20 protein-coding genes are annotated in these 22,848 nt (G+C 66.5%); 13 read left to right on the top strand and 7 right to left on the bottom strand.

From position 1 onward, the window contains the following. Positions 1-9: 9 nt before the first annotated feature. Complete coding sequence (locus AB0N24_RS02170) at positions 10-2,226, bottom strand: catalase (protein WP_364119830.1); 2,217 nt, start codon at positions 2,224-2,226, stop codon at positions 10-12. A 238-nt stretch (positions 2,227-2,464) separates the two neighbouring features. Here AB0N24_RS02170 and AB0N24_RS02165 point away from each other — a divergent pair, with 238 nt between their 5' ends. Then, entirely contained in the window at positions 2,465-3,106 is a 642-nt protein-coding gene (locus tag AB0N24_RS02165) for an SRPBCC family protein (RefSeq protein WP_364119827.1), read from the top strand. Between the two features lie 113 nt (positions 3,107-3,219). Here the strand turns inward: AB0N24_RS02165 and AB0N24_RS02160 are convergent, their stop codons facing one another. Beyond that, the gene (locus AB0N24_RS02160) at positions 3,220-5,442 is read right to left on the bottom strand and encodes an NADP-dependent isocitrate dehydrogenase (RefSeq protein ID WP_364119824.1); all 2,223 of its coding nucleotides are present in this window, start codon (positions 5,440-5,442) and stop codon (positions 3,220-3,222) included. 277 nt (positions 5,443-5,719) lie between these two features. Between AB0N24_RS02160 and AB0N24_RS02155 the strand changes: the two genes are divergently transcribed. Beyond that, positions 5,720-6,691: a hypothetical protein gene (locus AB0N24_RS02155; RefSeq protein WP_364119821.1), complete on the top strand. Its 972-nt coding sequence runs from the start codon at positions 5,720-5,722 to the stop codon at positions 6,689-6,691. 25 nt (positions 6,692-6,716) lie between these two features. Continuing rightward, positions 6,717-6,863 carry a hypothetical protein gene (locus tag AB0N24_RS02150; protein WP_364119818.1) on the top strand — a complete coding sequence of 49 codons (147 nt, stop codon included), beginning with the start codon at positions 6,717-6,719 and terminating at the stop codon, positions 6,861-6,863. A 67-nt stretch (positions 6,864-6,930) separates the two neighbouring features. Here the strand turns inward: AB0N24_RS02150 and purH are convergent, their stop codons facing one another. Then, entirely contained in the window at positions 6,931-8,616 is a 1,686-nt protein-coding gene (gene purH / locus AB0N24_RS02145) for a bifunctional phosphoribosylaminoimidazolecarboxamide formyltransferase/IMP cyclohydrolase (RefSeq protein WP_364119815.1), read from the bottom strand. A 173-nt stretch (positions 8,617-8,789) separates the two neighbouring features. Here purH and AB0N24_RS02140 point away from each other — a divergent pair, with 173 nt between their 5' ends. Then, positions 8,790-10,142 (top strand): MFS transporter, encoded by a 1,353-nt coding sequence (locus tag AB0N24_RS02140; protein ID WP_364119812.1) that lies wholly within the window; start codon positions 8,790-8,792, stop codon positions 10,140-10,142. Between the two features lie 68 nt (positions 10,143-10,210). Here the strand turns inward: AB0N24_RS02140 and AB0N24_RS02135 are convergent, their stop codons facing one another. Both AB0N24_RS02135 and purN read right to left on the bottom strand, forming a co-directional pair. Then, positions 10,211-11,146 (bottom strand): hypothetical protein, encoded by a 936-nt coding sequence (locus tag AB0N24_RS02135; protein ID WP_364119809.1) that lies wholly within the window; start codon positions 11,144-11,146, stop codon positions 10,211-10,213. Positions 11,147-11,326: 180 nt separating this feature from the next. Further along, a complete protein-coding gene (gene purN / locus AB0N24_RS02130; protein WP_104172803.1) occupies positions 11,327-11,890 on the bottom strand; it encodes a phosphoribosylglycinamide formyltransferase in 564 nt (187 codons plus the stop codon). A gap of 39 nt (positions 11,891-11,929) precedes the next feature. Between purN and AB0N24_RS02125 the strand changes: the two genes are divergently transcribed. Further along, the gene (locus AB0N24_RS02125) at positions 11,930-12,361 is read left to right on the top strand and encodes a hypothetical protein (protein WP_364119806.1); all 432 of its coding nucleotides are present in this window, start codon (positions 11,930-11,932) and stop codon (positions 12,359-12,361) included. A gap of 46 nt (positions 12,362-12,407) precedes the next feature. Here AB0N24_RS02125 and AB0N24_RS02120 read toward each other — a convergent pair whose 3' ends face one another. Together AB0N24_RS02120 and AB0N24_RS02115 are read right to left on the bottom strand one after the other, a co-directional pair. Then, positions 12,408-13,724, bottom strand: coding sequence for a DUF6350 family protein (locus tag AB0N24_RS02120; RefSeq protein ID WP_364119803.1), 1,317 nt, complete (start codon positions 13,722-13,724; stop codon positions 12,408-12,410). 74 nt (positions 13,725-13,798) lie between these two features. Continuing rightward, the gene (locus tag AB0N24_RS02115; protein ID WP_364119801.1) at positions 13,799-14,449 is read right to left on the bottom strand and encodes a hypothetical protein; all 651 of its coding nucleotides are present in this window, start codon (positions 14,447-14,449) and stop codon (positions 13,799-13,801) included. A gap of 141 nt (positions 14,450-14,590) precedes the next feature. Between AB0N24_RS02115 and AB0N24_RS02110 the strand changes: the two genes are divergently transcribed. From AB0N24_RS02110 to AB0N24_RS02075, 8 genes are all read left to right on the top strand, one after another. Beyond that, positions 14,591-15,052 carry a DUF4383 domain-containing protein gene (locus tag AB0N24_RS02110; protein ID WP_364119798.1) on the top strand — a complete coding sequence of 154 codons (462 nt, stop codon included), beginning with the start codon at positions 14,591-14,593 and terminating at the stop codon, positions 15,050-15,052. A 313-nt stretch (positions 15,053-15,365) separates the two neighbouring features. Continuing rightward, positions 15,366-15,971, top strand: coding sequence for an XRE family transcriptional regulator (locus AB0N24_RS02105; protein ID WP_364119795.1), 606 nt, complete (start codon positions 15,366-15,368; stop codon positions 15,969-15,971). Between the two features lie 164 nt (positions 15,972-16,135). Then, on the top strand, positions 16,136-17,470 hold the full coding sequence (locus AB0N24_RS02100) for an MFS transporter (protein ID WP_364119792.1): 1,335 nt from the start codon (positions 16,136-16,138) through the stop codon (positions 17,468-17,470). An 11-nt stretch (positions 17,471-17,481) separates the two neighbouring features. Continuing rightward, positions 17,482-18,888, top strand: coding sequence for an FAD-dependent oxidoreductase (locus AB0N24_RS02095; protein ID WP_364119789.1), 1,407 nt, complete (start codon positions 17,482-17,484; stop codon positions 18,886-18,888). Continuing rightward, positions 18,885-20,165: a CaiB/BaiF CoA-transferase family protein gene (locus AB0N24_RS02090; RefSeq protein ID WP_364119786.1), complete on the top strand. Its 1,281-nt coding sequence runs from the start codon at positions 18,885-18,887 to the stop codon at positions 20,163-20,165. The genes AB0N24_RS02095 and AB0N24_RS02090 overlap by 4 nt, the downstream gene beginning before the upstream one ends. Then, complete coding sequence (locus AB0N24_RS02085) at positions 20,162-20,986, top strand: enoyl-CoA hydratase-related protein (protein ID WP_364119784.1); 825 nt, start codon at positions 20,162-20,164, stop codon at positions 20,984-20,986. Before AB0N24_RS02090 ends, AB0N24_RS02085 begins: the two co-directional genes overlap by 4 nt. Positions 20,987-21,012: 26 nt before the next feature. Next, positions 21,013-22,038, top strand: a complete 1,026-nt coding sequence (locus AB0N24_RS02080; RefSeq protein ID WP_364119781.1) for a dihydrodipicolinate synthase family protein — start codon at positions 21,013-21,015, stop codon at positions 22,036-22,038. Further along, positions 22,038-22,826: an SDR family oxidoreductase gene (locus AB0N24_RS02075; protein WP_364119779.1), complete on the top strand. Its 789-nt coding sequence runs from the start codon at positions 22,038-22,040 to the stop codon at positions 22,824-22,826. The genes AB0N24_RS02080 and AB0N24_RS02075 overlap by 1 nt, the downstream gene beginning before the upstream one ends. Positions 22,827-22,848 lie beyond the last annotated feature (22 nt).

Here is a 22,848-nt window from a genome sequence, read left to right as displayed (position 1 = left end):
TGTTGAGAATCAGGACCCGGACGCCGGGAAACGCTCCCATGCCCGGTGCGCCGCCAGCAGCTCCTGAAGCAGTGGAACAACGTCTGCCGGCCCGTCACCAAAGGCCAAACCGGGAGCATCCTGCGGAATGCTCGCGGCGTCCACGACGGCGGCACCTGCGCCCCAGCCGCCGATCGCCTTCGCGTGGCGGAACGTCTCGGAAAGCAAGAGGATCACCCGCGGATCGAGGGTTGCGCCGGGCTCGCCGGCCTTGGCATCCAACCCCTGGTCGGCGTCCGAGGCGGGGTCAGCGGACCCGGCGACCAGCATGGCGTCAAACTCCGTGGAGCGAGCGGTGAGGTAGGTGCGCTGGACGGGGATCCCGCCGTCGGACTCCGCTCCCAGGAACCCTCCTGACGGTGCGACCACCAACGGCACGATGCCCGCGGCGTCCAACGCCGTGCGCGCGGCACGCACAGCAGCCAGATCGCTGGACGCGTCGGCCACAATACCCACCACGCGCCCCTTCACTGGCCAGGTTCCGCCGATCTGGGATAGCGCGGGGCTGGGGTCAGCGTCTGCCACATCGACCGAAGCTGCGGGCGCCGGCATGCCCAGGCCAGCGGCGACGGCAGCGCAAAGTCCGGCGTCGACATTGGCCAGGTTCCGCAGCTGGCGTTCCCGGACGGCTTCCTCCCGGCATTTGCCGAGTTCGAAAGTGTAGGCCTGGATCACATGGTCCTGCTCCACCGGGCTCAGGCTCCTGAAGAAGAGCCGCACCTGGCTGAAGTGATCGTCGAACGACGCCGGCGATTTCCGTTCCTTGACGGCCGCCGCCAGCTGCTCGGGAACGTCGATGAACGCACTGAGGTCCGCCCCGGCGAGGAAGGGGCAGCCGCCGTCGAGCGAATTCGGGTGGTACGGCGCCGCTCCCCCATGAACCGCCTGCTGGTGCATTCCGTCCCGGAGCATGTCATTGACGGGCGCCTGCGGCCGGTTGATCGGGATCTGCCCGAAGTTCGGGCCGCCCAGCCTTGAGATCTGCGTGTCGATGTAGGAGAAGAGCCGCACCTGCAGCAGCGGATCATTGGTGACGTCGATGCCCGGCACCAGATGGCCGGGGTGGAAGGCAACCTGCTCGGTTTCGGCGAAGTAGTTCACCGGGTTGGCGTTGAGCGTCATCAGTCCGATCGGCTGCACCGGGGCGAGCTCTTCAGGCACGAACTTGGTGGGGTCCAGCAGGTCGATTCCCTCGAAGAATTCCTCTTCGGTGTCCGGGAACACCTGCACTCCCAACTCCCATTCCGGGTGAGCTCCGGACTCGATCGCGTCGGCAAGGTCGCGCCGGTGGAAGTCCGGGTCCATGCCGTTGATGAGCTGGGCTTCCTCCCAGACCAGCGAGTGCACGCCCTGCTTGGGCTTCCAGTGGAATTTGACGAGCACCGTTTCACCAGCGGCGTTCACGAAGCGGAAAGTGTGGACGCCGAAGCCTTCCATGGTGCGGTAGGAGCGGGGCAGGGCGCGGTCGGACATGTTCCACATGGTGTGGGCTTGTGCCTCGGTGTGGAGCGAAACGAAATCCCAGAACGTGTCGTGGGCGCTCTGGGCCTGCGGGATCTCGCGGTCCGGGTGCGGTTTGGCGGCATGAATGATGTCCGGGAACTTGATGCCGTCCTGGATGAAGAACACCGGGATGTTGTTGCCCACCAGGTCGAACGTGCCCTCGTCCGTGTAGAACTTGGTGGCGAAGCCGCGGGTGTCCCGGACAGTGTCGGCGGAGCCGCGGGAGCCCAGGACCGTGGAGAACCGGACGAAGACAGGGGTTTCAACGTCCTTGGCCAGGAACCCAGCACGGGTGATGTTCGCTGCCGACCCATAGGCGCGGAAGGTGCCGTGTGCTCCGGCGCCGCGGGCGTGCACCACGCGCTCCGGGATGCGCTCGTGATCGAAGTGGGTGATCTTTTCGCGCAGGTGGTGGTCCTGGAGCAGCACGGGACCGCGCCGGCCCGCCTTCAGCGAGTGGTCCGTGTCCTGGAGCCTCAGGCCCTGCGCCGTGGTGAGGTAGGCGCCGGACTGCGCGCGGGAGTGGACCGGGGCGCCGCTCGGGGTTCCCGTCGGTGAGACGGCTTCGGGGCCCTGCTGGTCAAGCTTGGGCGGGAGCGGCTCACGTGGTTCGGTCGGTTCGGCGACACTGGGTGGTTCGCTCGAGACGGCACCGGGAATCTGGATGTTGCGGTCTTCTGGCATGGACTTTTCTCCTCGGTATCGACAATCCGCCGCTGCAACCGGCCTCAGATCGGAAGCTAAGCTTGCTTAGTACTCTAGGGAAGATGCTCCGCAACCACAATGGAACGGCGGAATATTCATCAGCAAACTTACTATTGGGCGTGAATGTCGCTAGGTTTGATTAAGCGCGCCCATGAAGCCCGCAACGAGATCAGAACCGCGGGGCCACCGGCCCGCCAGCTGAAGGAGTGATGTACGCATGGCAACTGTCCAGGAATCAATCAACGTAAACGTCCCGCTGAGCCAGGCCTACAACCAGTGGACCCAGTTCGAGGACTTTCCGCACTTCATGAGCGGCGTGGACTCTGTCCGGCAGCTCGACGACACCACCGTTCGCTTCAAAACCAGCATCGCCGGCGTCAAGCGCGAATACGACGCCCGGATCACCGTCCAGCAGCCGGACCAGCGCGTGACCTGGGAAAGCCTGGACGAGCCGCACAACGCCGGAACTGTATGGTTCGAAGCACTCAACCCGACCGAAACCAGGGTGAGCGTTGAACTCGCCTGGGAGCCGGACTCCGCAGTGGAGAAGGTCGGAGCCGCCGTCGGGCTTGATTCGCACCAGGTGGCCTCGGACCTCAAACGGTTCAAGAAGTTCATTGAAGAACGCGAAGTGGAGACCGGCGCCTGGCGGGAACGCGTCAGCGACAGCGGGGTGAGCGGCGGCGAGGTCAGCGGCGGTGCCGCCGGGACCGGCACGAAGGAAATCCCGATTGCTGCCACCACTGCGGTCCCCCTCGAAGAGGAAGTGGGCTACGACTCGGAGCCCACGGAGCGTCCCGTGAACACCGACCCCGACATGGCAACCGAACCGCCGTTCGGCAAGCACGTTCAGCGCTGACGCCGCGGGGCAGCCGCCGCGTGACGGCGCCGCCGAGCGCCATTGCGCCACCCACGAAAAACGCCCCGCCTCCCGTGATGGGAGGCGGGGCGTTTCGCGCTCTGCGGGTCTGGCTACTTGGCCAGTCCTGACAGCACTTCAGTGAATGTCGCGGACGGACGCATCACCGCGGCAACCTTGGCCACGTCCGGGCGGTAGTACCCGCCGATGTCCACCGGGGAGCCCTGGACTGCGAGCAGCTCGGCAATGATGGTGTCCTCGTTTGAGGTCAGGGCTCCGGAGACAGCCGCGAAGTCGGCGGCCAGTTCGGCGTCGTCGGTCTGCTGGGCCAGCTCCTGGGCCCAGTACTTGGCGAGGTAGAAGTGGCTTCCGCGGTTGTCCAGCTCCCCCACCTTGCGGCGCGGGGACTTGTTCTCGAGCAGGAACGTGCCGGTGGCGCGGTCCAGGGTGTCGGCGAGGACCTGGGCACGCTTGTTGCCCGTGGTGGTGGCGAGGTGCTCGAAGCTGACCGCGAGGGCCAGGAATTCACCCAGGCTGTCCCAGCGCAGGTGGTTTTCGTTCAGCAGCTGCTGGACGTGCTTCGGGGCGGACCCGCCTGCACCGGTCTCGAAGAGGCCGCCGCCGTTGATCAGCGGGACCACGGAGAGCATCTTGGCGCTGGTGCCCAGTTCCAGGATGGGGAAGAGGTCCGTGAGGTAATCGCGGAGCACGTTGCCGGTCACCGAGATGGTGTCCTCGCCCTTGCGGATGCGCTCCAGCGTGAACGCGGTGGCCTTCACCGGGGACATGATTTCGATCTGGAGGCCCTCGGTGTCGTATTCCTTGAGGTATTCCTTGACCTTGGCGATCAGGTTGGCGTCGTGTGCGCGCTCCTCGTCCAGCCAGAACACGGCGGGGGTTTCGGAGGCGCGGGCGCGGGTGACAGCCAGCTTGACCCAGTCGCGGATCGGCACGTCCTTGGCCTGGCAGGCCCGCCAGATGTCGCCCGGGGCCACCTGGTGTTCAATCAGGACGGCACCCTTGCTGTCTACAAGCTGCACCGTGCCTGCGGACTGGATCTCGAAGGTCTTGTCGTGGCTGCCGTATTCCTCGGCGGCCTGCGCCATGAGGCCCACGTTCGGGACGGTGCCCATGGTGGTGGGGTCGAAGGCGCCGTTGGCGCGGCAGTCGTCGATGACAACCTGGTAGATGCCGGCGTAGCTGCTGTCCGGGAGGACGGCGAGCGTGTCGGCTTCCTTGCCGTCCGCGCCCCACATGTGGCCGGAGGAGCGGATCATGGCGGGCATCGAGGCGTCAACGATGACGTCGCTGGGAACGTGCAGGTTGGTGATGCCCTTGTCGGAGTCCACCATCGCCAGTGCGGGGCCCTCTTCCAGGCCCTTCTTGATGGCAGCCTTGACGCCTTCGCGGACATCTTCGGGAAGTTCTTCGAGGCCGCCCAGGATGGACGCCAGGCCGTTGTTCGGGCTCAGGCCGGCCGCGGCGAGCTGTACGCCGTACGTGTCGAACAGCTCGGTGAAGTAAGCCTTGACCACGTGGCCGAAGATGATGGGGTCGGAGACCTTCATCATGGTGGCCTTCAGGTGTGCGGAGAAGAGCACGCCTTCTTCCTTGGCACGGGCAACCTGGGCTGCCAGGAATTCATCCAGGGCGGCGGCGCGCATCACGGTGCCGTCAACAACTTCGCCGGCCAGGACGGGGAAGCCGCGCTTGAGGACCTTGACGGTACCGTCTTCCTTGACCAGTTGGACCTTGATCGTGTCGTCAGCTTCGATGACCACGGACTTCTCGTTGGAGCGGAAGTCTTCGGCACCCATGGTGGCCACGTTGGTCTTCGACTCCGGGCTCCACGCACCCATGGAGTGCGGGTTCTGGCGGGCGTAGTTCTTCACGGACAGCGGCGCGCGGCGGTCCGAGTTGCCTTCGCGCAGGACCGGGTTGACGGCCGAGCCCTTGATCTTGTCATAGCGGGAGCGGATGTCCGTCTCGGTGTCGGAGGACGGGTTGTCCGGGTAGTCCGGAAGGTCGTAGCCCTTGGCCTGGAGTTCGGCAATGGCCGCCTTCAGCTGCGGAATGGACGCGCTGATGTTAGGGAGCTTGATGATGTTGGCTTCCGGCTTCTTCGCCAGGTCGCCAAGTTCGGCCAGGGCATCGCTGATCCGCTGCTCTTCGGTGAGGTAGTCACCGAAAACGGAGATGATGCGGCCAGAGAGGGAGATGTCGCGCGTCTCCACTTCCACACCGGCAGTCGACGCGTAGGCTTCGACGATCGGCAAGAACGAATAGGTGGCCAGCATGGGCGCTTCGTCAGTGTGGGTATAGATAATCTTGGCCATTGCTTGGGCGTCTCCTGAAGGTATATACATCTGGAACTCTCGCGTTATTTCAACATGCTTAACTTACCCGAGTAGGGCGGGTCGACGCCCATCGGGACCCGTGGAGGGCCGTAGCATGACCCCGCCAGCTGCTGTGGGGGGACCGGAGAGAACGCCGTAAAATCCGCAATACAAGAGTTGTGTATCTCTTTACAAAGTTGTCACGGCTGGGTAGGTTCATCTCCACTAGCGGCGGCCACCATCTGAGGCCGCCGCATCACGACTGGTTAGGACAACCATGACGAAATCGAAGACTCTGGCTTCCAGCCTCTTGAGCCTCACCGCCGCGGCAGTGCTTGCGGTCTGCGCAGCCGGCGGGGCAACTGCCTCACCCGCATCAACCCCGGACGGCGGGCAGGTCGCCAGCCAGCCGGTGGACAGCGCGAATGTCGCCAGCTACTGGACGGCCGACCGCATGCGCACGGCGGTTCCCGGCGATGTGTTGGCCAGCAAGGCCCTCCAGCGCGGCAACGCTTCGTCTGCCGCTGCGGTGGAAAAGGGATCAAGCACCAGGATTGCCGGCAAGGCGGGCAAGGGCAAGACGCCGCTGCATGCAGATGAGAATCCGGTGTCCCACATTGGCAAAGTCTTCTTCACCATGGCCGGCGGAAACTACGTCTGCTCCGGCAACTCGGTGGTTTCCAACAACAAGAACACCGTGTCCACCGCGGGCCACTGCCTCAATGAGGGACCGGGCGCGTTTGCCACCAACTTCATCTTCGTCCCCGCGTACGTGGACGGTGCCGCGCCGTACGGCAAGTGGGCCGCCAAGGGCCTGTACACCCCCACCCAGTGGAGCTCGGCCGGGGACATGCAGTACGACACGGGCTTCGCCGTGGTTTCCCAGCTCGACGGACAGAACCTGGCCGACGTTGTAGGCGCATCGGGCGTCCAGTTCAACGCTGCCCGCGGCCTGGCCTACAAGTCCTACGGCTACCCCGCCGCCGCCCCGTTCGACGGCGCATCCCTGGTGAGCTGCACCGGGCCGGCCAGCAATGATCCGTACAGCCCGCAGTTCCAGACCCAGGGCATCCCGTGCGACATGACCGGCGGCTCCTCGGGCGGTCCGTGGTTCATCGGCACCGGCTCCAGCGGCTACCAGAACTCCGTCAACAGCTACGGCTACGGCAGCCGGTCCGAGGTTATGTACGGACCGTACTGGGGCTCAGTCATCCAGCAGGCGTACTCGAGTGCATCGTCAGCGAACTGACAACCCGGAGCCTGCTGACCGGGGCGTGAGCCACAGCAGCACCAGCCAGACCCCGGAGGAGATCCTCGCCTACTGGACGCCGGAACGAATGGCCGAAGCGAAGCCCCGGGAGGTCCGGCTCGCAGAGCCGGCGGCAAGCCCCGACGGTGACGCGGAAGCCGCAGAGGACTAACTGAATGAACGACGACGGCGACCGTCCCCTTCTCGGGGGCGGTCGCCGTCGTTCGTGGTGCTGGGCCCTAGTGGAAGAAGTGGCGGGCGCCCGTGAAGTACATGGTGATGCCGGCGGCGTTGGCCGCGGCGATGACTTCGTCGTCCCGGACGGAACCGCCGGGCTGGACCACGGCGCGGACGCCGGCGTCGATCAGGATCTGCAGTCCGTCGGCGAACGGGAAGAACGCATCGGAGGCTGCCACGGCACCGCGGGCGCGCTGCGGGGCGGAGCTGGCGCCTGTTGCTGTCGTCCCGACGTTAGTGGCACCGCCGGCGCCCTCCACGTCGGACTCCACCTTCACACCCAGCGTGTTGGCGCGTTCCACGGCCAGCTTGCAGGAATCGAGCCGGTTGACCTGGCCCATGCCGATGCCGACGGCGGCACCGTGATCGGCCAGCAGGATGGCGTTGGACTTGGCGGCGCGGCAGGCGGTCCAGGCGAACGCGAGGTCGGCCAGCGTGGCGGCGTCAGCGGCTTCGCCGGCGGCGAGGGTCCAGTTGGCGGGGTTGTCGCCGTCGGCGTCCACCTTGTCGGAGATCTGGACGAGCACGCCGCCCGAGACCTGGCGGATTTCAGCCGGGTAGCGGCCGTAACCCTCCGGCAGGGACAGGAGGCGGATGTTCTTCTTCTTGGAAAGGATCTCCACGGCTTCCGGCTCGAAACCGGGCGCGATGACCACTTCGGTGAAGATTCCGGCCACGGTGCTGGCCATGCCGGCGGTAACCGTGCGGTTGGCCGCGATGACGCCGCCGAACGCGGAGACAGGATCGCAGGCGTGCGCCTTGGCGTGGGCGTCGGCGATCGGGTCGGCGGCATCCGCGGCTCCGACGGCCACGCCGCACGGGTTGGCGTGCTTGATGATGGCCACGGCGGGCTCGGCGAAGTCGAACGCGGCGCGGAGGGCGGCGTCAGCGTCAACGAAGTTGTTGTAGCTCATTGCCTTGCCATGGATCTGGTCTGCCTGGGCGATGCCTGCAGGAGCGGCCTTGTCGACGTACAGTGCTGCCTGCTGGTGCGGGTTTTCGCCGTAGCGGAGGACCTCGGAGCGCTCCAGCGCGAGGCCGGCGTAGGCGGGCCAGTCGATCACGCCGTCGCCGTCCTCATCGAGGAACTGGCTGGCGGTCCAAGTGGCCACGGCGTTGTCGTAGCTGGCGGTGTGTGCGAAGGCCTTGGCAGCCAGGCGCTGGCGGGTCTTCAGGTCGAAGCCGCCTTCAGCGGCGGCGCGGACAACGTTGCCGTAGAACGTGGGATCCACCACAATGGCGACGGCGGCGTGGTTCTTCGCGGCGGAGCGCACCATGGCGGGGCCTCCGATGTCGATCTGCTCCACGACGTCGTCCTGCGCGGCACCGGACTTCACGGTCTCGACGAACGGGTAAAGGTTCACGACGACGAGGTCGAATGCCTCGATCTCCATGCCGGCCAGCGTTTCCATGTGGGCCGGGACGCGGCGGTCGGCCAGGATGCCGCCGTGCACGCGCGGGTGCAGGGTCTTGACGCGGCCGTCCAGCATCTCCGGCGAACCGGTGACTTCCTCGACTTCCTGCACCGGGATGCCTGCGGCGGCGATCTTCTTGGCGGTGGAGCCGGTGGAGACGATCTTGACGCCTGCTTCGTGCAGGCCCTTCGCGAGCTCCTCCAGACCGGTCTTGTCGTAGACCGAGATCAGGGCTCGGCGGATGGGAACACGGTCTAGCTGCGTAAAGCTCACAAAGGTCTCCGTCTTTTGACACGGTGGGTGCCGCGGTTGGTGGGGATGTGGCCAGTTTATCGTGTCCCGCGGGCTGCCCTCCCTGCGCGCCCGACTGTGAAGGCTGCGCCCGGACCCAGAAGGCCTGCGCACGGACCCTGCCGTGCAACGTAGAGTTTTCTCAGGAGGCCGAGATGAATACTTACACCACTGTGCCCAGCGGCGAACAGGTGGTCCAGGAACTGCCGTGGCGATGGAAAGTCCAGGGGCGGATCTTCCTGATCGGCGGCCTGGGCTTTATGTTCGATGCGTGGGACGTGACGCTCAACGGGATCCTCATTCCGCTGCTGTCCAAGCACTGGGCGCTCGCCCCCGGCGATGCCGCGTGGATCGGCACGGCGAACCTCATCGGCATGGCCCTCGGCGCGTTCGCGTGGGGCACCATCGCGGACACCATCGGGCGCAAGAAGGCCTTCACGGCCACCCTGCTGATCTTTTCCCTGTTCACGGTCCTGGGCGCCTTCTCCCCTGATTTCGTCTGGTTCTGTGTGTTCCGCTTCATGGCCGGATTCGGCCTGGGCGGGTGCATCCCGGTGGACTATGCCCTGGTGGGTGAGTTCACACCCCGGAAGCAGCGCGGAAGAGTGCTCACGGCAATGGACGGCTGGTGGCCGGTGGGCGCCGCGCTGTGCGGCTTTGTCTCCGCCTGGCTGGTTGCAGCTTTCGCGGACTGGCGGCTGACCATGCTGGTGATGGTGCTGCCGGCGCTGCTGGTGTTCTGGGTGCGGCGCAGCGTGCCGGAGTCGCCGCTGTTCCTCATCCGCAAGGGCCGCCGTGACGAGGCCGCCAACGTCATTGACGATCTGGTCAAAGCCACGGGCGCCGAGCCCCGCGCCTACAGCCTCCCGGACGCGCAGGATGCGCCGCGGCTTTCCGCCGGCAGCGCCTGGCTCCAGCTGGCCCGCGTCTGGCGGTTCAACTGGAAGATCACCGCGGCTGCCTGGTCCCTGTTCTTCAGCATCCTGCTGGTCTATTACCTGTCCCTGACGTGGATGCCGCGGATTCTGATCGGCGCCGGCTTCGAGGATTACAAGGCTTTCCTGACCACGGCGTCCATGGCCGCCGTCGGGCTCCTGGGCGTGGTGGTGGCAGCGGTGCTTGTGGAGCGGGTGGGCCGCAAGTGGATCCTGGCGATCACCGGGCCACTGTCCGCGCTGACCCTGGTGATCGTGGCGTTCGTGGTGGACATCCCGGCCGCGGCCGTGTTCTGGCTGCTGATGTTCGGGTTCATCGTGCAGGTGGCCATTCCGGTGCTGTACACCTATGTCTCCGAGCTGTATCCCACGGACCTGCGCGGCACGGGCTTCGGCTGGGCGTCCACATTCTCGCGGTTTGGTGCAGGATTCGGCCCGCTGATTTTCGCCTCGGTCCTGTGGCCGCAACTGGGACTGGCGACGTCCTTCACGCTTGCCGGCGGGCTGGTCCTGCTGTCGGTGCTGTGGATGGCGTTCTTCTCCCCCGAGACGAAGCAGCGCACGCTGACGTAAGCGTTTCCCTCCCCAACTAGGTAGCAGCAGGTGTCGTTTTGAGCCCTCAAAACGACACCTGCTGCTACCTAGATGGGCAACCGTCCGCGGCTGAGGAGCGCCGAGCGGACCTTCGCTACCGCAGCGCGTGCGTCGTTCACCATATGGCGCTTGGAGATCCGGACAAGGGTCCACCCTGCCCGGGCGAAGTCCTCTTCGCGGGCGATGTCCCGGACGATCTGTGCTTTCTCGGAGTGGCCGTCGCCTTCGTACTCCACAGCCACTTTGTGTTCCGGATAGCTCAGATCCGGTTGACGCACGACGCCGGCATTCAGCTCTGTGGGCACGTTCAGTTTCGGTTCGGGCAGACCGGCGTTTTCCAGTGCCAGCCGAAGACGGGTCTCCGGTGCCGAATCGGCTCCTACCCGAGCCTGTTCCAGGGCAAGGCGGGCCTTCCGGATGCCGGGGGTTCCTTTGTGCCTATCCAGCATGTCCTCAAGTTGTTCACGCGTGGCGTGTGGCTCAGCCCGCCCCTCGAAATCCGGTCTGGGAATCCTCAGCAGGTGGTCCGCGACCACGGTCAGTTCGTCAACGCTCATCTTCCGCGAGCAATCCAGCCAGGTCCGCGTCCGAGAGGTAACGAGCAGCCCGTCGAGAGCGACAATTTCGTCCCCAAAGAACTGGCCGCGGTGGCCCCGCACGCCGGTTCGCCTCGGGATGGTCACCGTGTCCGGACGGGAAATGTGAATGATCGGATCGTCAGCGCCCGGCAGGAACCCCGGAAACGACCAAAGTGTGAACGCCGTGGCGTGGGACGCGGCCGAGAATTCGGTGACCAAGGTAACGGGCCGGACCCGCCGCAGCAGTTCGGTGCCGTCGCTGTGCCAGGGCTGCCTGATCCCCCGGCTTGGCATGGTCAGCGAGCGGTGCCGCAAGCGGCGGCGGGTCACACCGGCGTCGACCGCTTCTTGGTACGTGAACGCTGCGGAACTCAGAGGTTCCGGCAGCGGCTGCGGGGTCTTCATGGCCCCATGGTGGCAAAGATTGTGCGGGGGCGCGGAAGTTATCCACAGACCCAATCCATGCAACCCAACTGGGTAGCAGCAGGTGTCGTTTTGAGCCGCCAAAACGACACCTGCTGCTACCTAGTTGGGCAGGGAAGGGCAGGGAAGGGGCGGCGGGGCGGGCCTCAGGGACAGGTGCGCCTACGCGGCGGCGAGCTGCGCCAGGGTCGAGACCAGGAGCCTGCGCTCGACCACCTTGATGCGTTCGTGCAGGGTGTCCTCGGTGTCGTCGTCGCGGATGGCAACGGCTTCCTGGGCGATGATGGGGCCGGTGTCCACGCCGGCGTCGGCCCAGTGCACCGTGCAGCCGGTGACCTTGACGCCGTAGGCCATGGCATCGCGGACGCCGTGCGCGCCGGGGAAGGCCGGCAGCAGGGCGGGGTGGGTGTTGAGGTATTTGCCGTCGAACGCGTCGATGAAGTCCGGGCTGACGATCCGCATGAAGCCGGAGGACACCACCACATCCGGCTCATACGCGGCCACGGCCTCCGTCAGCGCCGCGTTCCAGTCCGCGCGGTCGGCGTAGGCCTTGAAATCCACCACGAACGTCGGGATTCCGGCGGCCGCCGAGCGTTCCACACCATAGGTCCCCGGCCGGTCAGCGCCGACGGCGGCGATCTCGACGTCCAGCTCGCCCGCCTTGACGGCATCAATGACAGCCTGGAGGTTGGAGCCGGTACCGGACACGAGGACTACGATGCGCATGGCTCTAGCTTATGGGGCCGCTCGCGTAGGCTGGAAAACATGAACCCCCCGAAGGACCCCGCAAGTACCCAGCCGGCACGGCAGCCCCTCAGCGATGCAGCGAAGGCGTCACTGCTGCAGACTCACAACCTGTTCCGCACTTTCATTGTTACCGTCCTGGGCTCCTTCTTCGTCTACCAGGTGGACGTCACCTACCTGTGGCTGACGGCCATCCTCACGACGGCAAGCATCGTGCTCGGCATCGTGGTGCTGGTCCGCGCCATCAAGCTCAAGGAATCCAAACTGGTGCTGTTCGGGACCATCTCGGGGCTGGTGGTCTCTGCCGTGATGGTGCTGCTGATCCTGGCCTCGGCGGTGTTCTTCAACCAGGTCCGGGACTTCCAGCAGTGCTCCCGCAGTGCGCTCACCCAGCAGGCCATGACCCAGTGCCAGACGCAGCTGGAGAAGTCACTCCCCACCCAGCTCCGCTGAGCCGCCGGCAGATCAGCCGGCGGGTAGCGCCCAACGGCGGGACCTCCTAGGGCTGCGACGCTTCCAGGTCCGCTTCGCGCAGCTTCTGCTGGCGTTCCAGCCAGGGTCCCGCCGCGTAACCGATGACGACGCCGATCCCCACCTCCGCGGCCAGCCACAGCGAGGTGCTCAGCGGGTCCGGACCGATGTCCGTGAGGCGGCCCAGCCCGGCCGATCCACGCGCCACCCAGGCCATTCCACCGGCCATCAGTCCCGCCGCAGCGCCGATGATCGCACCGAGGGCGAGGGTTGAGGCCGATGCCGTGAACCAGCGGGCCCGGACCTTGATGGACAGCCATTCGTCGAAGTGGTTTTCGCCTTCGCGCAGGAACCACCAGCCGGCCAGCGCACCGGCGAGGACCGGCACCACCAGCGCCACGAAGCCGTAGTCCAGCGGTCCGGCGGGAAGCGCGGCGAACACCGGGATGGAGGGCAGCGGGCCAACCGCTGTTCCGAGCGGGCCCGCCTGCGAGCCGACGCCCAGGGCGAAGCCGGAGCCGGAGGTCCAGGCGAGCGCAAAGACGGCCAGGTTGGGAAGGAAGCCGAGCTGCGCGATGGTGAGCACGGCACCGCCCATGGCACCGGCGTCGAGCCGTTCGTAGACCGCGATCACAAGGTCCCAGTGGATGAACAGGTCCACGGCGAGCAGCGCCGCGGACATGGTGAAGGCGGCCATCAGCGCCACGAATCCGGCCTTGACTGAGGAACCCAGGTAGGACCCGGCCCAGCGGGAATGCTGGCTGGTCCGGGCGATCCAGTTCGCGGCGTCGACACCGATGAGCCTGCTCCAGGACCCTGCTTCGCGCCGGGCGCCCACCACCATGCCCAGGCCGAACGGAATCAGCGGCACGAGTCCGGCGGACCACAGGAAGATGGCGACGTCGTCCGTGCGGCACACGAAACCCGTGGCCATGCCGAACCCGCCGTAGACCATCCACGAACCCAGCAGCGCCTGCCACAGCTGGTCCGTATAGGAAGCCCGGGCCAGGCGCCGGCCGGCGCGCCACGCGAGCAGGAACGGGATGAGGGTGAGGCCCAGCGGGATCAGCGAAAGCGTGCCCGACTCGGTCTGTGCCGCAGCCTCCCCCGCCACCATCGTCAGGTGCAGCGGCACGCCGTGGATCAGGAGCCAGGCCTGCCCGCCAAGCCGTGCCAGTGAATCGAAATTATTGTTCTGGAATCCGGCCGTGGCCCACACTGCCACGATGGGTGCCAGCACCACCAGCGCGGAGATGACCGCCGCCTGCGCCGATTCAAGCGCTCCCTGCAGCCACAAGGGCATGGGAATCCCACGGTCTCCGGTCTGATCAGCGCGCAGTTTCATCGTGTTCCATGGTGTCACGGGAGGCGCCCGGGGCCCGGCCGCGACAGGCTCAAACGACGGAGTTACCAGAGCCGTTACCAGAGCTCGTAATTGTCCTTGCTGATCATGAAGCCGTGCCCGGTCCGAAGATGTGCGCAGGTCATGGCGCCCGGCGCCCGTTCGCACACCATATTGCCCAGCCGCACCGTCTGGCCGTCCTGGATCCACGGCCCCGGGAATGCCGGCCCGGCCACTTCCTCCGCCTCCATGGGGGACGTTCCGTTGCCGCACAGCCCGTACTGGGCGCCGCCGTCGAGCGTCACCACCGCATAACCGCCGTAGTACTCGCTGAGTCCGGTGCACTGGCCCCTGATATCACCGGGCCGGGGTGCGACGTCAGTGAGCAGGTGGCACGCCGCGCCGTCCGCGTCGATGGAGCACTGCATGTCCTTGCTCGCCGACTGGACTACAACGGGCAGCGGCGCCGCCCACGGCTGCGCGTTCACCTTGGGCAGGAGCTGCTCGGCCCTGTTCAGCGGGCGGGCGTTGGCCTTGGGGGCAGCCGGCGGGGCTGCCTGGGAAGCAGCCCCGTCCGACGGCGGCTCCCCCGCCCCTGCCCCGTCCTCCAACGTCTGCTCGCTCATTCTCAACGCACCGACAGCGGGGGCGTTGCCGGCAGGGACGGCAACGCTGCAGCCGGCGGCGGACAGCAGCACGGCGGCGGCCACAAGGGTTCGGAGAATCACGGTTACAGGGCGCATGGTCCTGCCAGTTCAGCAGAACAGTGCGGTTCTGTCGCTGGGCAGAAGTCCCCATGCCCCAAGCGCTTTTTTCATTACTCAGCCGTAAAATTGGTATGTCCGCAAACAGTGGTTGGAGGCAGAAAAATGACTACCGCATCCCCACATGCACATGGCGTTCACTTTGGTCGTACGGACGTCCAGAACGTTGGCATGGGTGTAGGTATTGTCCTGATGTTGGTGGGTGTCCTGGGGTTCATCCCGGGCATTACCCAGCAGTACAGCGAACTGAGGTTCCTTGGACCTGATTCGCACGCCATGTTCCTTAGCCTGTTCCAGGTATCCATGCTGCTGAACATTGTGCAGCTGGTCATCGGTGCAACGGGCTGGGCGATGTCCCGCAGTGGAATGGGCGCCCGGAACTTCCTCATGGGCTTTGGTGCGCTGTACATCGTCCTCAGCATCTTCGGGCTCAGTGTCGGAGTGGGATCGGCAGCCAATTTCCTGTCGCTGAACACTATGGATAACTGGACCCACATGGTGCTGGGCGTGCTGATGATTGGCGCCGGCTGGATCCTCTCGAGGCATCTGGCCGAGGACCGCAGGTAGCCCGGATCGCGTAAGCCGGGACATAAGGAGCCGCTAATGAGGAACGATTCATAGCAATCTGAAATGTTTTAACCACCGGTTGGTGCAGTTGCCCTGCGTAGACGCAGGCGGCTGCACCAGCTTTTTGCGTTGAAGGGCCTCTAGTTGCGCGGAGCGGCCGACGGCGGGTGGTCGGGGGCGGGCCTGGAGTTCTCGGGCGGCCCGGAATCTTCATTCCTGTGAAGATTTTCACTTTAATCAATGGAAAAGCATTGACTCGCTAAAAATCTTCACTATAGTTATGTGAGTCAGGTCACCCAATGAAGGAATCCCAATGACCACCGAGACTACGAACGGTGCACCGGCCGCCACAAGCGCACTGCTTGCCACTGTCGGCAACAAGGTCCGCGCCATGCGCAAGGAAAAAGGCATGACGCTGGCCAAGCTCTCGGAGATCACCGGCCTCAGCCAGGCGATCGTCAGCCAGATCGAACGCGGTATGGCCAATCCTTCCTTCACCACCTTGGCGCAACTGGCCCACGGCCTGGACATTCCGGTGGGGAAATTCTTCATCGGACAGGAAGCCTCCAAGTCCCCCGTGGTCCGCAGATCCGAACGGCGCAACCTCAAGGGCGTCACCCGCGAATCCGTCGGCGAAGCAGTGCACGAGCTGCTCACCCCCGGCCTCAACGGCGGCATCGAAGCCCAGTGGATCATGACGCCGCCCGGACACGACACCAGCTCGAACCCCTTCAGCCACAGCGGCGAGGAGTTCTGCTACATCGTCTCAGGCCGGAAGGACGTCTACCTTGACGGCGTCTGCCACAGCCTGAGCGAGGGCGATTCGATCACATATTCCTCGGAAATCCCTCACTGGTACAAAAACAGCTACGAAGAGGTATGCGTAGCGATCTGGGTTAACGCACCGCACGCGTGGTAAATCCGCCGACCCCAACCGGCCGTTACCGTCTTACACCCACTGTCCGGGCCTGAACCGTGCCCGCCGACAGTCCTTGCATCCTTCGCATCTTCCGTCCTGCCCCCAAGACATCGATGCGTCATACCCTCCCACGCCCTTTGTGGCGTAAGCGTAAGGACACTTCCATGCTCGACACACAAACGACAGACCCCCGAGGGACCGACAAAGCAGTCGCGTCCCCCTCCCCCACCCGCTCATCCGAAAAGTTCTCTCCCGAGGTCCGCAAAGGCCTGCTGGGACTGGGCCTGGGCAACGCCCTCGAGTGGTACGACTGGATGGTCTTCGGCCTCCTCTCGGCCTTCATCGGCCCCAACTTCTTCCCCAACACCGATCCGCTCTCCGCCACCCTGAACGCCCTGGCCGTGTTCGCGGTCGGCTTCGCTTTCCGTCCGCTGGGCGGCATCCTGCTGGGTACCCTGGCGGACCGCGTCGGCCGCCGCCGCGTCATGCTGCTGTCCATCATGCTGATGGCCGGCACCACGCTGATCATCGCCGTCACGCCGAGCTACCAGCAGATCGGCGCCTGGGCCGGCATCATCCTCCTGGTCTGCCGCGTCCTGCAAGGCATCTCCACGGGCATCGAGGCCCCGCTCTCCACCTCCCACGCCGTTGAGCTGGCGCCGGAAGGCCGCGAAGGCTACGTGGCCGGCATCATGTCCTTCTACGTCAACATCGGCATCCTGCTGGCCTCGCTGGTCAGCTTCCTCTGCAGCCTCACCCTCGGCGGGGCCGTGATGGCCGACTGGGGCTGGCGCGTGCCGTTCATCATCGGCGCCCTCTTCGGCTTCGTGGTGCTCTACCTCCGCCGATCCCTGCCGGAAACCCTCAAGCCCGAGGAAATGGCCACCAACACCCCCGGCGCCGTCTGGACCGGAGTCCGCAAGCACTGGCTCTCCGTCCTGGCCATCATCTTCGTGGTGGGCGCCGCCCAGGCCTACAACTACGCCTGGAACGTCGGCCTTCCCAGCGCAGCACGCAGCGGGTTCAAGGAAGATCCCACTGCCGTGTTCGCCCTGACCACCATCCTCGGCCTCATCCTGGTGGTGGGCAGCTGGATCATCGGAAAGCTGGCCGACGGCCGGTCCATGTCCCGCTGGTTCCTGATCACCCGCATCCTGGCCATCCCGTCCGTGTTCCTCATGCTCACGTACGTCCAGCCCGGCATCGGCGGCTTCGCAGCAGTTCTCCTCGGCGGCTCCCTGGTCCTGGTCCTGAACATGACCCTCTACAACGTGGTCAGCTCGTCCCTGATGCCCAAGAACTGCCGCGGCGCCGGAGTGGCCCTCGGCTACGGCATCGGCGTCGCCCTGTTCGGCGGCACCGCCTCCTACCTGCTGGTCTGGCTCCAGTCCATGAACCTGAGCTGGGTCTTCCCGGTCTACGTGGCCGTCCTGTCCGTCCTCAGCATCGTCTTCTACCTCGCCGCCCGCCGCACCAACGGCCTCTTCGTCGGAAACTAAGGATCCCTCCCATGAACATCACCGACAGCTTTGTCGCGCCCGAAATCGCCTCAACCAGCTCCCTGGAACTCGCCACCACGACGGCGGACCTCACCGCCCCCGTCATCTCCCGCGCCAACGTCCTCGTGGTGGGTGGTGGCCCCGCAGGTGTGGCCGCTGCCGTCACCGCGGCCCGCTCGGGCGCCAAGGTCACCCTGCTGGAACGCTACTCATCGCTCGGCGGCTTGGCCTCCGGCGGCATGGTCCTGGTGCTGGACGACATGATCAACGGCCAGGAGATCACGGTCACCGGCATTGTGTCCGAATACGTCGAGCGCCTGCAGAAACTGGGCCTCGCCGTCGTCCCGCCGGCTGATGACCGCAAGACCTCCGAGGAACTCTGGAACAAGTGGGGCCGCTACGGCACCTTCGACTTCCACTCCCACACCACCCCCAAGCCCATCTGCTACGCCGCGGCGTTCGACCCGGACGGCTGGAAGCGCGTCTCCAACGACCTGGTCCGCGAGGCCGGCGTGGACCTGCGCCTGCACTCCTGGTTCTCCCGCCCCATCGTGGACAACGGCGTGATCAAGGGCGTCATCTGCGAGACCAAACTTGGCCCGCAGGCCTTCATGGCGGACATCGTCATCGACACCACCGGCGACATCGACGTCGCTTCCCGGGCCGGCGCCAGCTACGCCAAGGACAACTACCTCACCACGCTCGTCTTCCGCCTGGGGAACGTCAACACGGACGCCGCAGAGGCCTTCGAACAGGCCAACCCGAAGGAAGCCCGCGCCATCAACCGCAAGATCAAGCGCCTCCTCGGCGGCGCCTGGGAACTGTGGTGGCTCAAGACCCCCATCGACGGTGTGGTCTGGTGCAACGCCCCGCACATGACCGGCTTCGACGGCACGGACCCGGCCGACATGACGGCCGCCGAATTCGCCGCCCGCGACCGGATCTCCGAGGCCGTGGACTACGTCCGCGCCAACCTGCCCGGCTTCGAGAACTGCTACATGCTGGACGTCGCCTCCCAGATGGGCGTCCGCCAGACCCGGCTCCTGCAGGGCGAGTACGTCATGACCAAGGACGACGTCACGCAGCGCCGGCACTTCGCCGACACCGTGGCCCGCGGCCGCGACTATTACTACCCGTACCGCTCGCTGCTGCCCAAGGAAGTGGATCAGCTCCTGGTGGCCGGCCGGCACTACTCCGCCACCCCGGAAGCCCAGAAGATGTCCCGCGAGATCCCGCCCTGCATGGCCATGGGCCAGGCCGTCGGCGTCGCCGCAGCCCTCGCCGTCGAGAACGGTGTCCTGGTCCGCGACGTGTCCGCGCTGGACATCCAGCAGGGCATGCGCCGGCACGGCGCCGACCCGGGCGACGTCCCGTCGTCGAATGCCACCGTGGACACCGACGCGGCGGTGGCAGTATGAGCACCGCAACCGCTGAGCTGGCGGTCACTGAAGAGGAACGCACGACGGCGGCGCCCGCCGCCGCTGCTGCCCGGACGGCCGCTGAGGCGGCAACCACACCGCTCCCGCTCGATGGAATCAAGATCGTGGACTTCACCCAGGTGTTCATGGGCCCGTCGTGCACCCAGCTCCTGGGCGACTACGGCGCGGACATCATCAAGGTGGAGCGCCCCGGCGCCGGCGACATCTCGCGCAATTCGTTCCCGGACAAGGACGGCCAGGACAACCCGATCTTCCTGTCGATCAACCGCAACAAACGCAGTGTCTCCATCGACACCCGCACTGAGGAAGGCCGGAACGTCCTGCACGCCATCATGGCGGATGCGGACGTGGTGGTCAGCAACTTCCGCTCCGGCGTGATGGAGCGGATGGGCTTCGGCTACGAGGAGCTCAAGGCGGAAAACCCCGGCATCATCTGGGCGTCCGGAACGGGCTTCGGCCCCGTGGGCCCGTACTCGCACAAGGGCGGCCAGGACGCGATCGCGCAGGCCTACTCCGGTGTGATGTGGCGGCGGGAATCGGACGACCAGAAGCCGTCCATCTACCCCACCACGCTGTGCGACTACATCACCGGCATGCACCTGATGCAAGGCATCCTGCTGGCACTTCGCACCCGGGAAACCTCCGGCGTCGGGCAGAAGGTGGAAGTGACCATGTACGACTCCATGCTGCACCTGCAGATGCAGGAGGCGTGCATGCAGCTCAACCGCGGCTACGAGGTCAACTGGGGCGCCATGCCGCTGAGCGGCGTCTTCGAAACCACCGACGGCGCCGTGTGCATGGTGGGCGGTTTCACCCCGGATCCGCTGGCCCGCATCTCCGAGGCCCTTGGCTTGGAGGAGGACCTCACGCTCCGGCCCGAGTTCGCCAACCTGGAGCAGCAGTTCGCGCACAAGCCGGCGCTGCAGGCGATCTTCCGCGAGCGCATCGCCACCAACACCACCGAGTACTGGACCGGCAAGCTGGAGGACCAGGGGCTGCTCAACGCCCCGGTCCACACCCTGGAGCAGGCCCTGGCCGACGCCCAGACCGAGGCCAACGGCATGATCGTCGAGGCCGAACACCCCGGCGTGGGCACCGTGCGCATGCTCAATGCGCCCATCCGGCTCTCCGCCACCCCGCCCACCGTCCGGCGCGTGGCGCCGCGGCTGGGCGAGCACAACGTGGAGGTCCTGCTGGAGAACGGCTTCGATGAAGAGACCATCGACCGCTTGCAGCAGTTGGGGGTCCTGCGGTGACGGCCACGGTGGAACAGTCGCTGGTGGAACAGACGCTGGTGGACCAGGTCACCCTGACCATCGACAACCACGTGGCCGCGGTGGTGATCGACCGGCAGCACGTGCTCAACGCCGTCGACGGCACCGCCCAGGCCCGGCTCAACGAAATCTGGGAACAGCTGGAACAGGACGCCGACGTCCGCGCCGTCGTCATCACCGGCGCCGGCACCCGCGCCTTCTGTGTCGGGGCGGACATGTCCGCCGCCGCCGTGGACAGGACCGGCCTGGAGTACTGGGCAGGCCTGGACCCGAACGGGTTCGGCGGGCTGAGCCTGCGCACCAGCCTGGACATCCCGGTCATCGCCCGGGTCAACGGCTACGCGCTGGGCGGCGGCCTGGAGATCGTGCTCGGCGCGGACATCGTGGTGGCGTCGGAGAACGCGAAGTTCGGGCTGACGGAACCGCGGGTGGGGCGTTTGGCGCTCGACGGCGGCATCCACCAGCTGGTGCGGCGCATCCCCCACACCCAGGCGATGGGCATGCTGCTCACCGGCCGGAAAGCGGACGCCGCCGAAATGCAGTCCATGGGCCTCGTCAACGAGGTGGTCCCCGCCGACGGGCTCGACGCCGCGGTGCAGCGCTGGGTGGACCAGATCCTGGCCTGCGCCCCCACCTCCGTCCGTGCGGTGAAGCAGATGGTCACGCAGACGGGCCATCTGACCGCCAAGGAGGCCCGCGGGCTCCGGCTGCCGGCGCTCATGGCGGCACTGGACAGCGAGGACTCGGCCGAGGGCGTGCGCGCCTTCCAGGAAAAGCGGCCGCCGGTCTGGCCGGGCCGCTGATGCCCAACAACTTCGAGGAGGATTCAATGAACGGATCGCTGAACAACGGCAGCGGGAAGTATTCCCGTGAACCGGACACCCGCGAGTCCCTGGCCCGCAAGCCACAGGCCCGCGAGTCCCTGGCGCCCGGCGTCTGGGGTGTGGTGGCCACACCGTTCCAGGGCAGCACGCTGGACGTGGACCTGGACAGCCTGTCCGGGCTGGTGGAGCACTACGAAGCCATCGGCGCCACGGGACTGACCGTCCTGGGCGTGTTCGGCGAGGCCGCAGCACTGACCGCGGAGGAACGCCGGCAGGTCCTCGAAATCACTGTCGAATGCACGGACCTCCCGCTGGTCGTGGGCATCACCGCGCTGGCCACCCGACCGGCCATCGACGAAATCAAGGCGGCGCAGGCGGCTGCCGGCGAGCGCCTGGCGGCCGTGATGGTGCAGGCCAACTCCGCCCGGCCCGAGGTGGTGATCGGACACCTGGATGCCATCCACCGGGCCACCGGCGCGAAGGTGGTGCTGCAGGATTACCCGCTGGCCAGTGGCGTTGGCATCAGCACCCCGGCACTCATCTCCGTGGTGAAGTGGTGCAGCTTCGTGGTTGCGGTAAAGGCGGAAGCGCCGCCCACCAGCGTGGCCATCGCGGAGCTGACGGCCGCCGTCGGGGTTTCCGTCTTCGGCGGCCTCGGCGGGCAGGGCCTGCTGGACGAGCTCATGGCCGGCGCGGCCGGCGCCATGACCGGTTTCTCCTACCCGGAGGCGCTGATCGCCTGTGTTCGGGCCTGGCAGCGTGACGGCTATGAGGCCGCCCGCGACCAGCTCCTGCCGTACCTGCCGCTGATCAACTTCGAGCAGCAGGCAAAGATCGCCCTGGCCGTCCGCAAGGAATGCCTGCGGAAGCGCGGGCTCATCAAGGACTCGGGCGTCCGGGCACCGGCCGCGGCGTTCCCGGAGAAGCTGCGGTACAGCATGCTCACGCACCTGCGGGAAGCTGCGGCCGCGCTGGAAGCACGCGCGGACTCGCCCGCCGCCAACAACCACAGCACTGTAGGGAGTTACTGATGGACCTGGGAATCGCCGGCAAAACAGCCCTAGTGGCAGCCTCCACCGGCGGCCTCGGCCTGGCCGTAGCCCGCGCCCTGTCCGCCGAAGGCGTCCGCGTGGCCGTCACCGGCCGGCGCCGCGACCGCGCCAAGGAGATCGCCGCGGACCTGCACACCGCGTACGGAACCGGGGCCATCGCCATCGAGGCGGACCTGACCACCCCCGAAGGAATCGGGTCCGCCGTCGAACAGACCGTGGCGGACCTCGGCCCCATCGACATCCTGGTGCTCAACGGCCCCGGCCCCAAGCCCGGCGCCGCCGCGACGCTCAGCTCCGAGGACATCGCCGCGGCCTTCGAGCTGCTGGTCAAGCCACACCACGCACTCATCTCCCAGGTGCTTCCGGGGATGCGGGAACGGCGCTGGGGCCGCATCCTCGCCGTCGGCTCCAGCGGAGTGGTGGCACCGCTGCCCAACCTGGCCGTGTCCAACACCGGCCGTGCCGCACTGGCCGGCTACCTCAAGACCCTGGCGGCCGAAGTGGCCCTGGATGCGGTGACCGTCAACATGCTCCTGCCCGGCCGGATCGCCACGGACCGGGTGGCCGAACTCGACCACGCCGCCGCCAAGCGCCGCGGCACCACGCTGGAGGAGATCCAGCTGGAATCCCGCAAGACCATCCCCGCCCGCCGCTACGGCGAACCCGAGGAATTCGGCGCCGCCGCCGCCTTCCTGTGCAGCGCCCCGGCGTCGTACATCACCGGCGTTGCGCTGCGGTGCGACGGCGGCCTGATCCGCAGCCTGTAGCTCCCCCACACACTTCAGAAGG

Source organism: Arthrobacter sp. NPDC093128, from assembly GCF_040683875.1.
Classification (GTDB): Bacteria; Actinomycetota; Actinomycetes; order Actinomycetales; family Micrococcaceae; genus Arthrobacter.
This window is presented reverse-complemented; position numbering and strand designations above follow the sequence as displayed.

What these genes read in the sequence shown, in the direction of transcription:
- AB0N24_RS02100 (WP_364119792.1), top strand. Translation starts at nt 16,136, where the DNA reads ATGCTCGACACACAAACGACAGACCCCCGAGGGACCGACAAAGCAGTC.
- AB0N24_RS02080 (WP_364119781.1), top strand. Translation starts at nt 21,013, where the DNA reads ATGAACGGATCGCTGAACAACGGCAGCGGGAAGTATTCCCGTGAACCG.
- AB0N24_RS02095 (WP_364119789.1), top strand. Translation starts at nt 17,482, where the DNA reads ATGAACATCACCGACAGCTTTGTCGCGCCCGAAATCGCCTCAACCAGC.
- AB0N24_RS02090 (WP_364119786.1), top strand. Translation starts at nt 18,885, where the DNA reads ATGAGCACCGCAACCGCTGAGCTGGCGGTCACTGAAGAGGAACGCACG.
- AB0N24_RS02140 (WP_364119812.1), top strand. Translation starts at nt 8,790, where the DNA reads ATGAATACTTACACCACTGTGCCCAGCGGCGAACAGGTGGTCCAGGAA.
- AB0N24_RS02165 (WP_364119827.1), top strand. Translation starts at nt 2,465, where the DNA reads ATGGCAACTGTCCAGGAATCAATCAACGTAAACGTCCCGCTGAGCCAG.
- AB0N24_RS02120 (WP_364119803.1), bottom strand. Translation starts at nt 13,724, where the DNA reads ATGAAACTGCGCGCTGATCAGACCGGAGACCGTGGGATTCCCATGCCC.
- AB0N24_RS02135 (WP_364119809.1), bottom strand. Translation starts at nt 11,146, where the DNA reads ATGAAGACCCCGCAGCCGCTGCCGGAACCTCTGAGTTCCGCAGCGTTC.
- AB0N24_RS02105 (WP_364119795.1), top strand. Translation starts at nt 15,366, where the DNA reads ATGACCACCGAGACTACGAACGGTGCACCGGCCGCCACAAGCGCACTG.
- AB0N24_RS02110 (WP_364119798.1), top strand. Translation starts at nt 14,591, where the DNA reads ATGACTACCGCATCCCCACATGCACATGGCGTTCACTTTGGTCGTACG.
- purN (WP_104172803.1), bottom strand. Translation starts at nt 11,890, where the DNA reads ATGCGCATCGTAGTCCTCGTGTCCGGTACCGGCTCCAACCTCCAGGCT.
- AB0N24_RS02155 (WP_364119821.1), top strand. Translation starts at nt 5,720, where the DNA reads ATGACGAAATCGAAGACTCTGGCTTCCAGCCTCTTGAGCCTCACCGCC.
- AB0N24_RS02170 (WP_364119830.1), bottom strand. Translation starts at nt 2,226, where the DNA reads ATGCCAGAAGACCGCAACATCCAGATTCCCGGTGCCGTCTCGAGCGAA.
- AB0N24_RS02075 (WP_364119779.1), top strand. Translation starts at nt 22,038, where the DNA reads ATGGACCTGGGAATCGCCGGCAAAACAGCCCTAGTGGCAGCCTCCACC.
- AB0N24_RS02160 (WP_364119824.1), bottom strand. Translation starts at nt 5,442, where the DNA reads ATGGCCAAGATTATCTATACCCACACTGACGAAGCGCCCATGCTGGCC.
- AB0N24_RS02125 (WP_364119806.1), top strand. Translation starts at nt 11,930, where the DNA reads ATGAACCCCCCGAAGGACCCCGCAAGTACCCAGCCGGCACGGCAGCCC.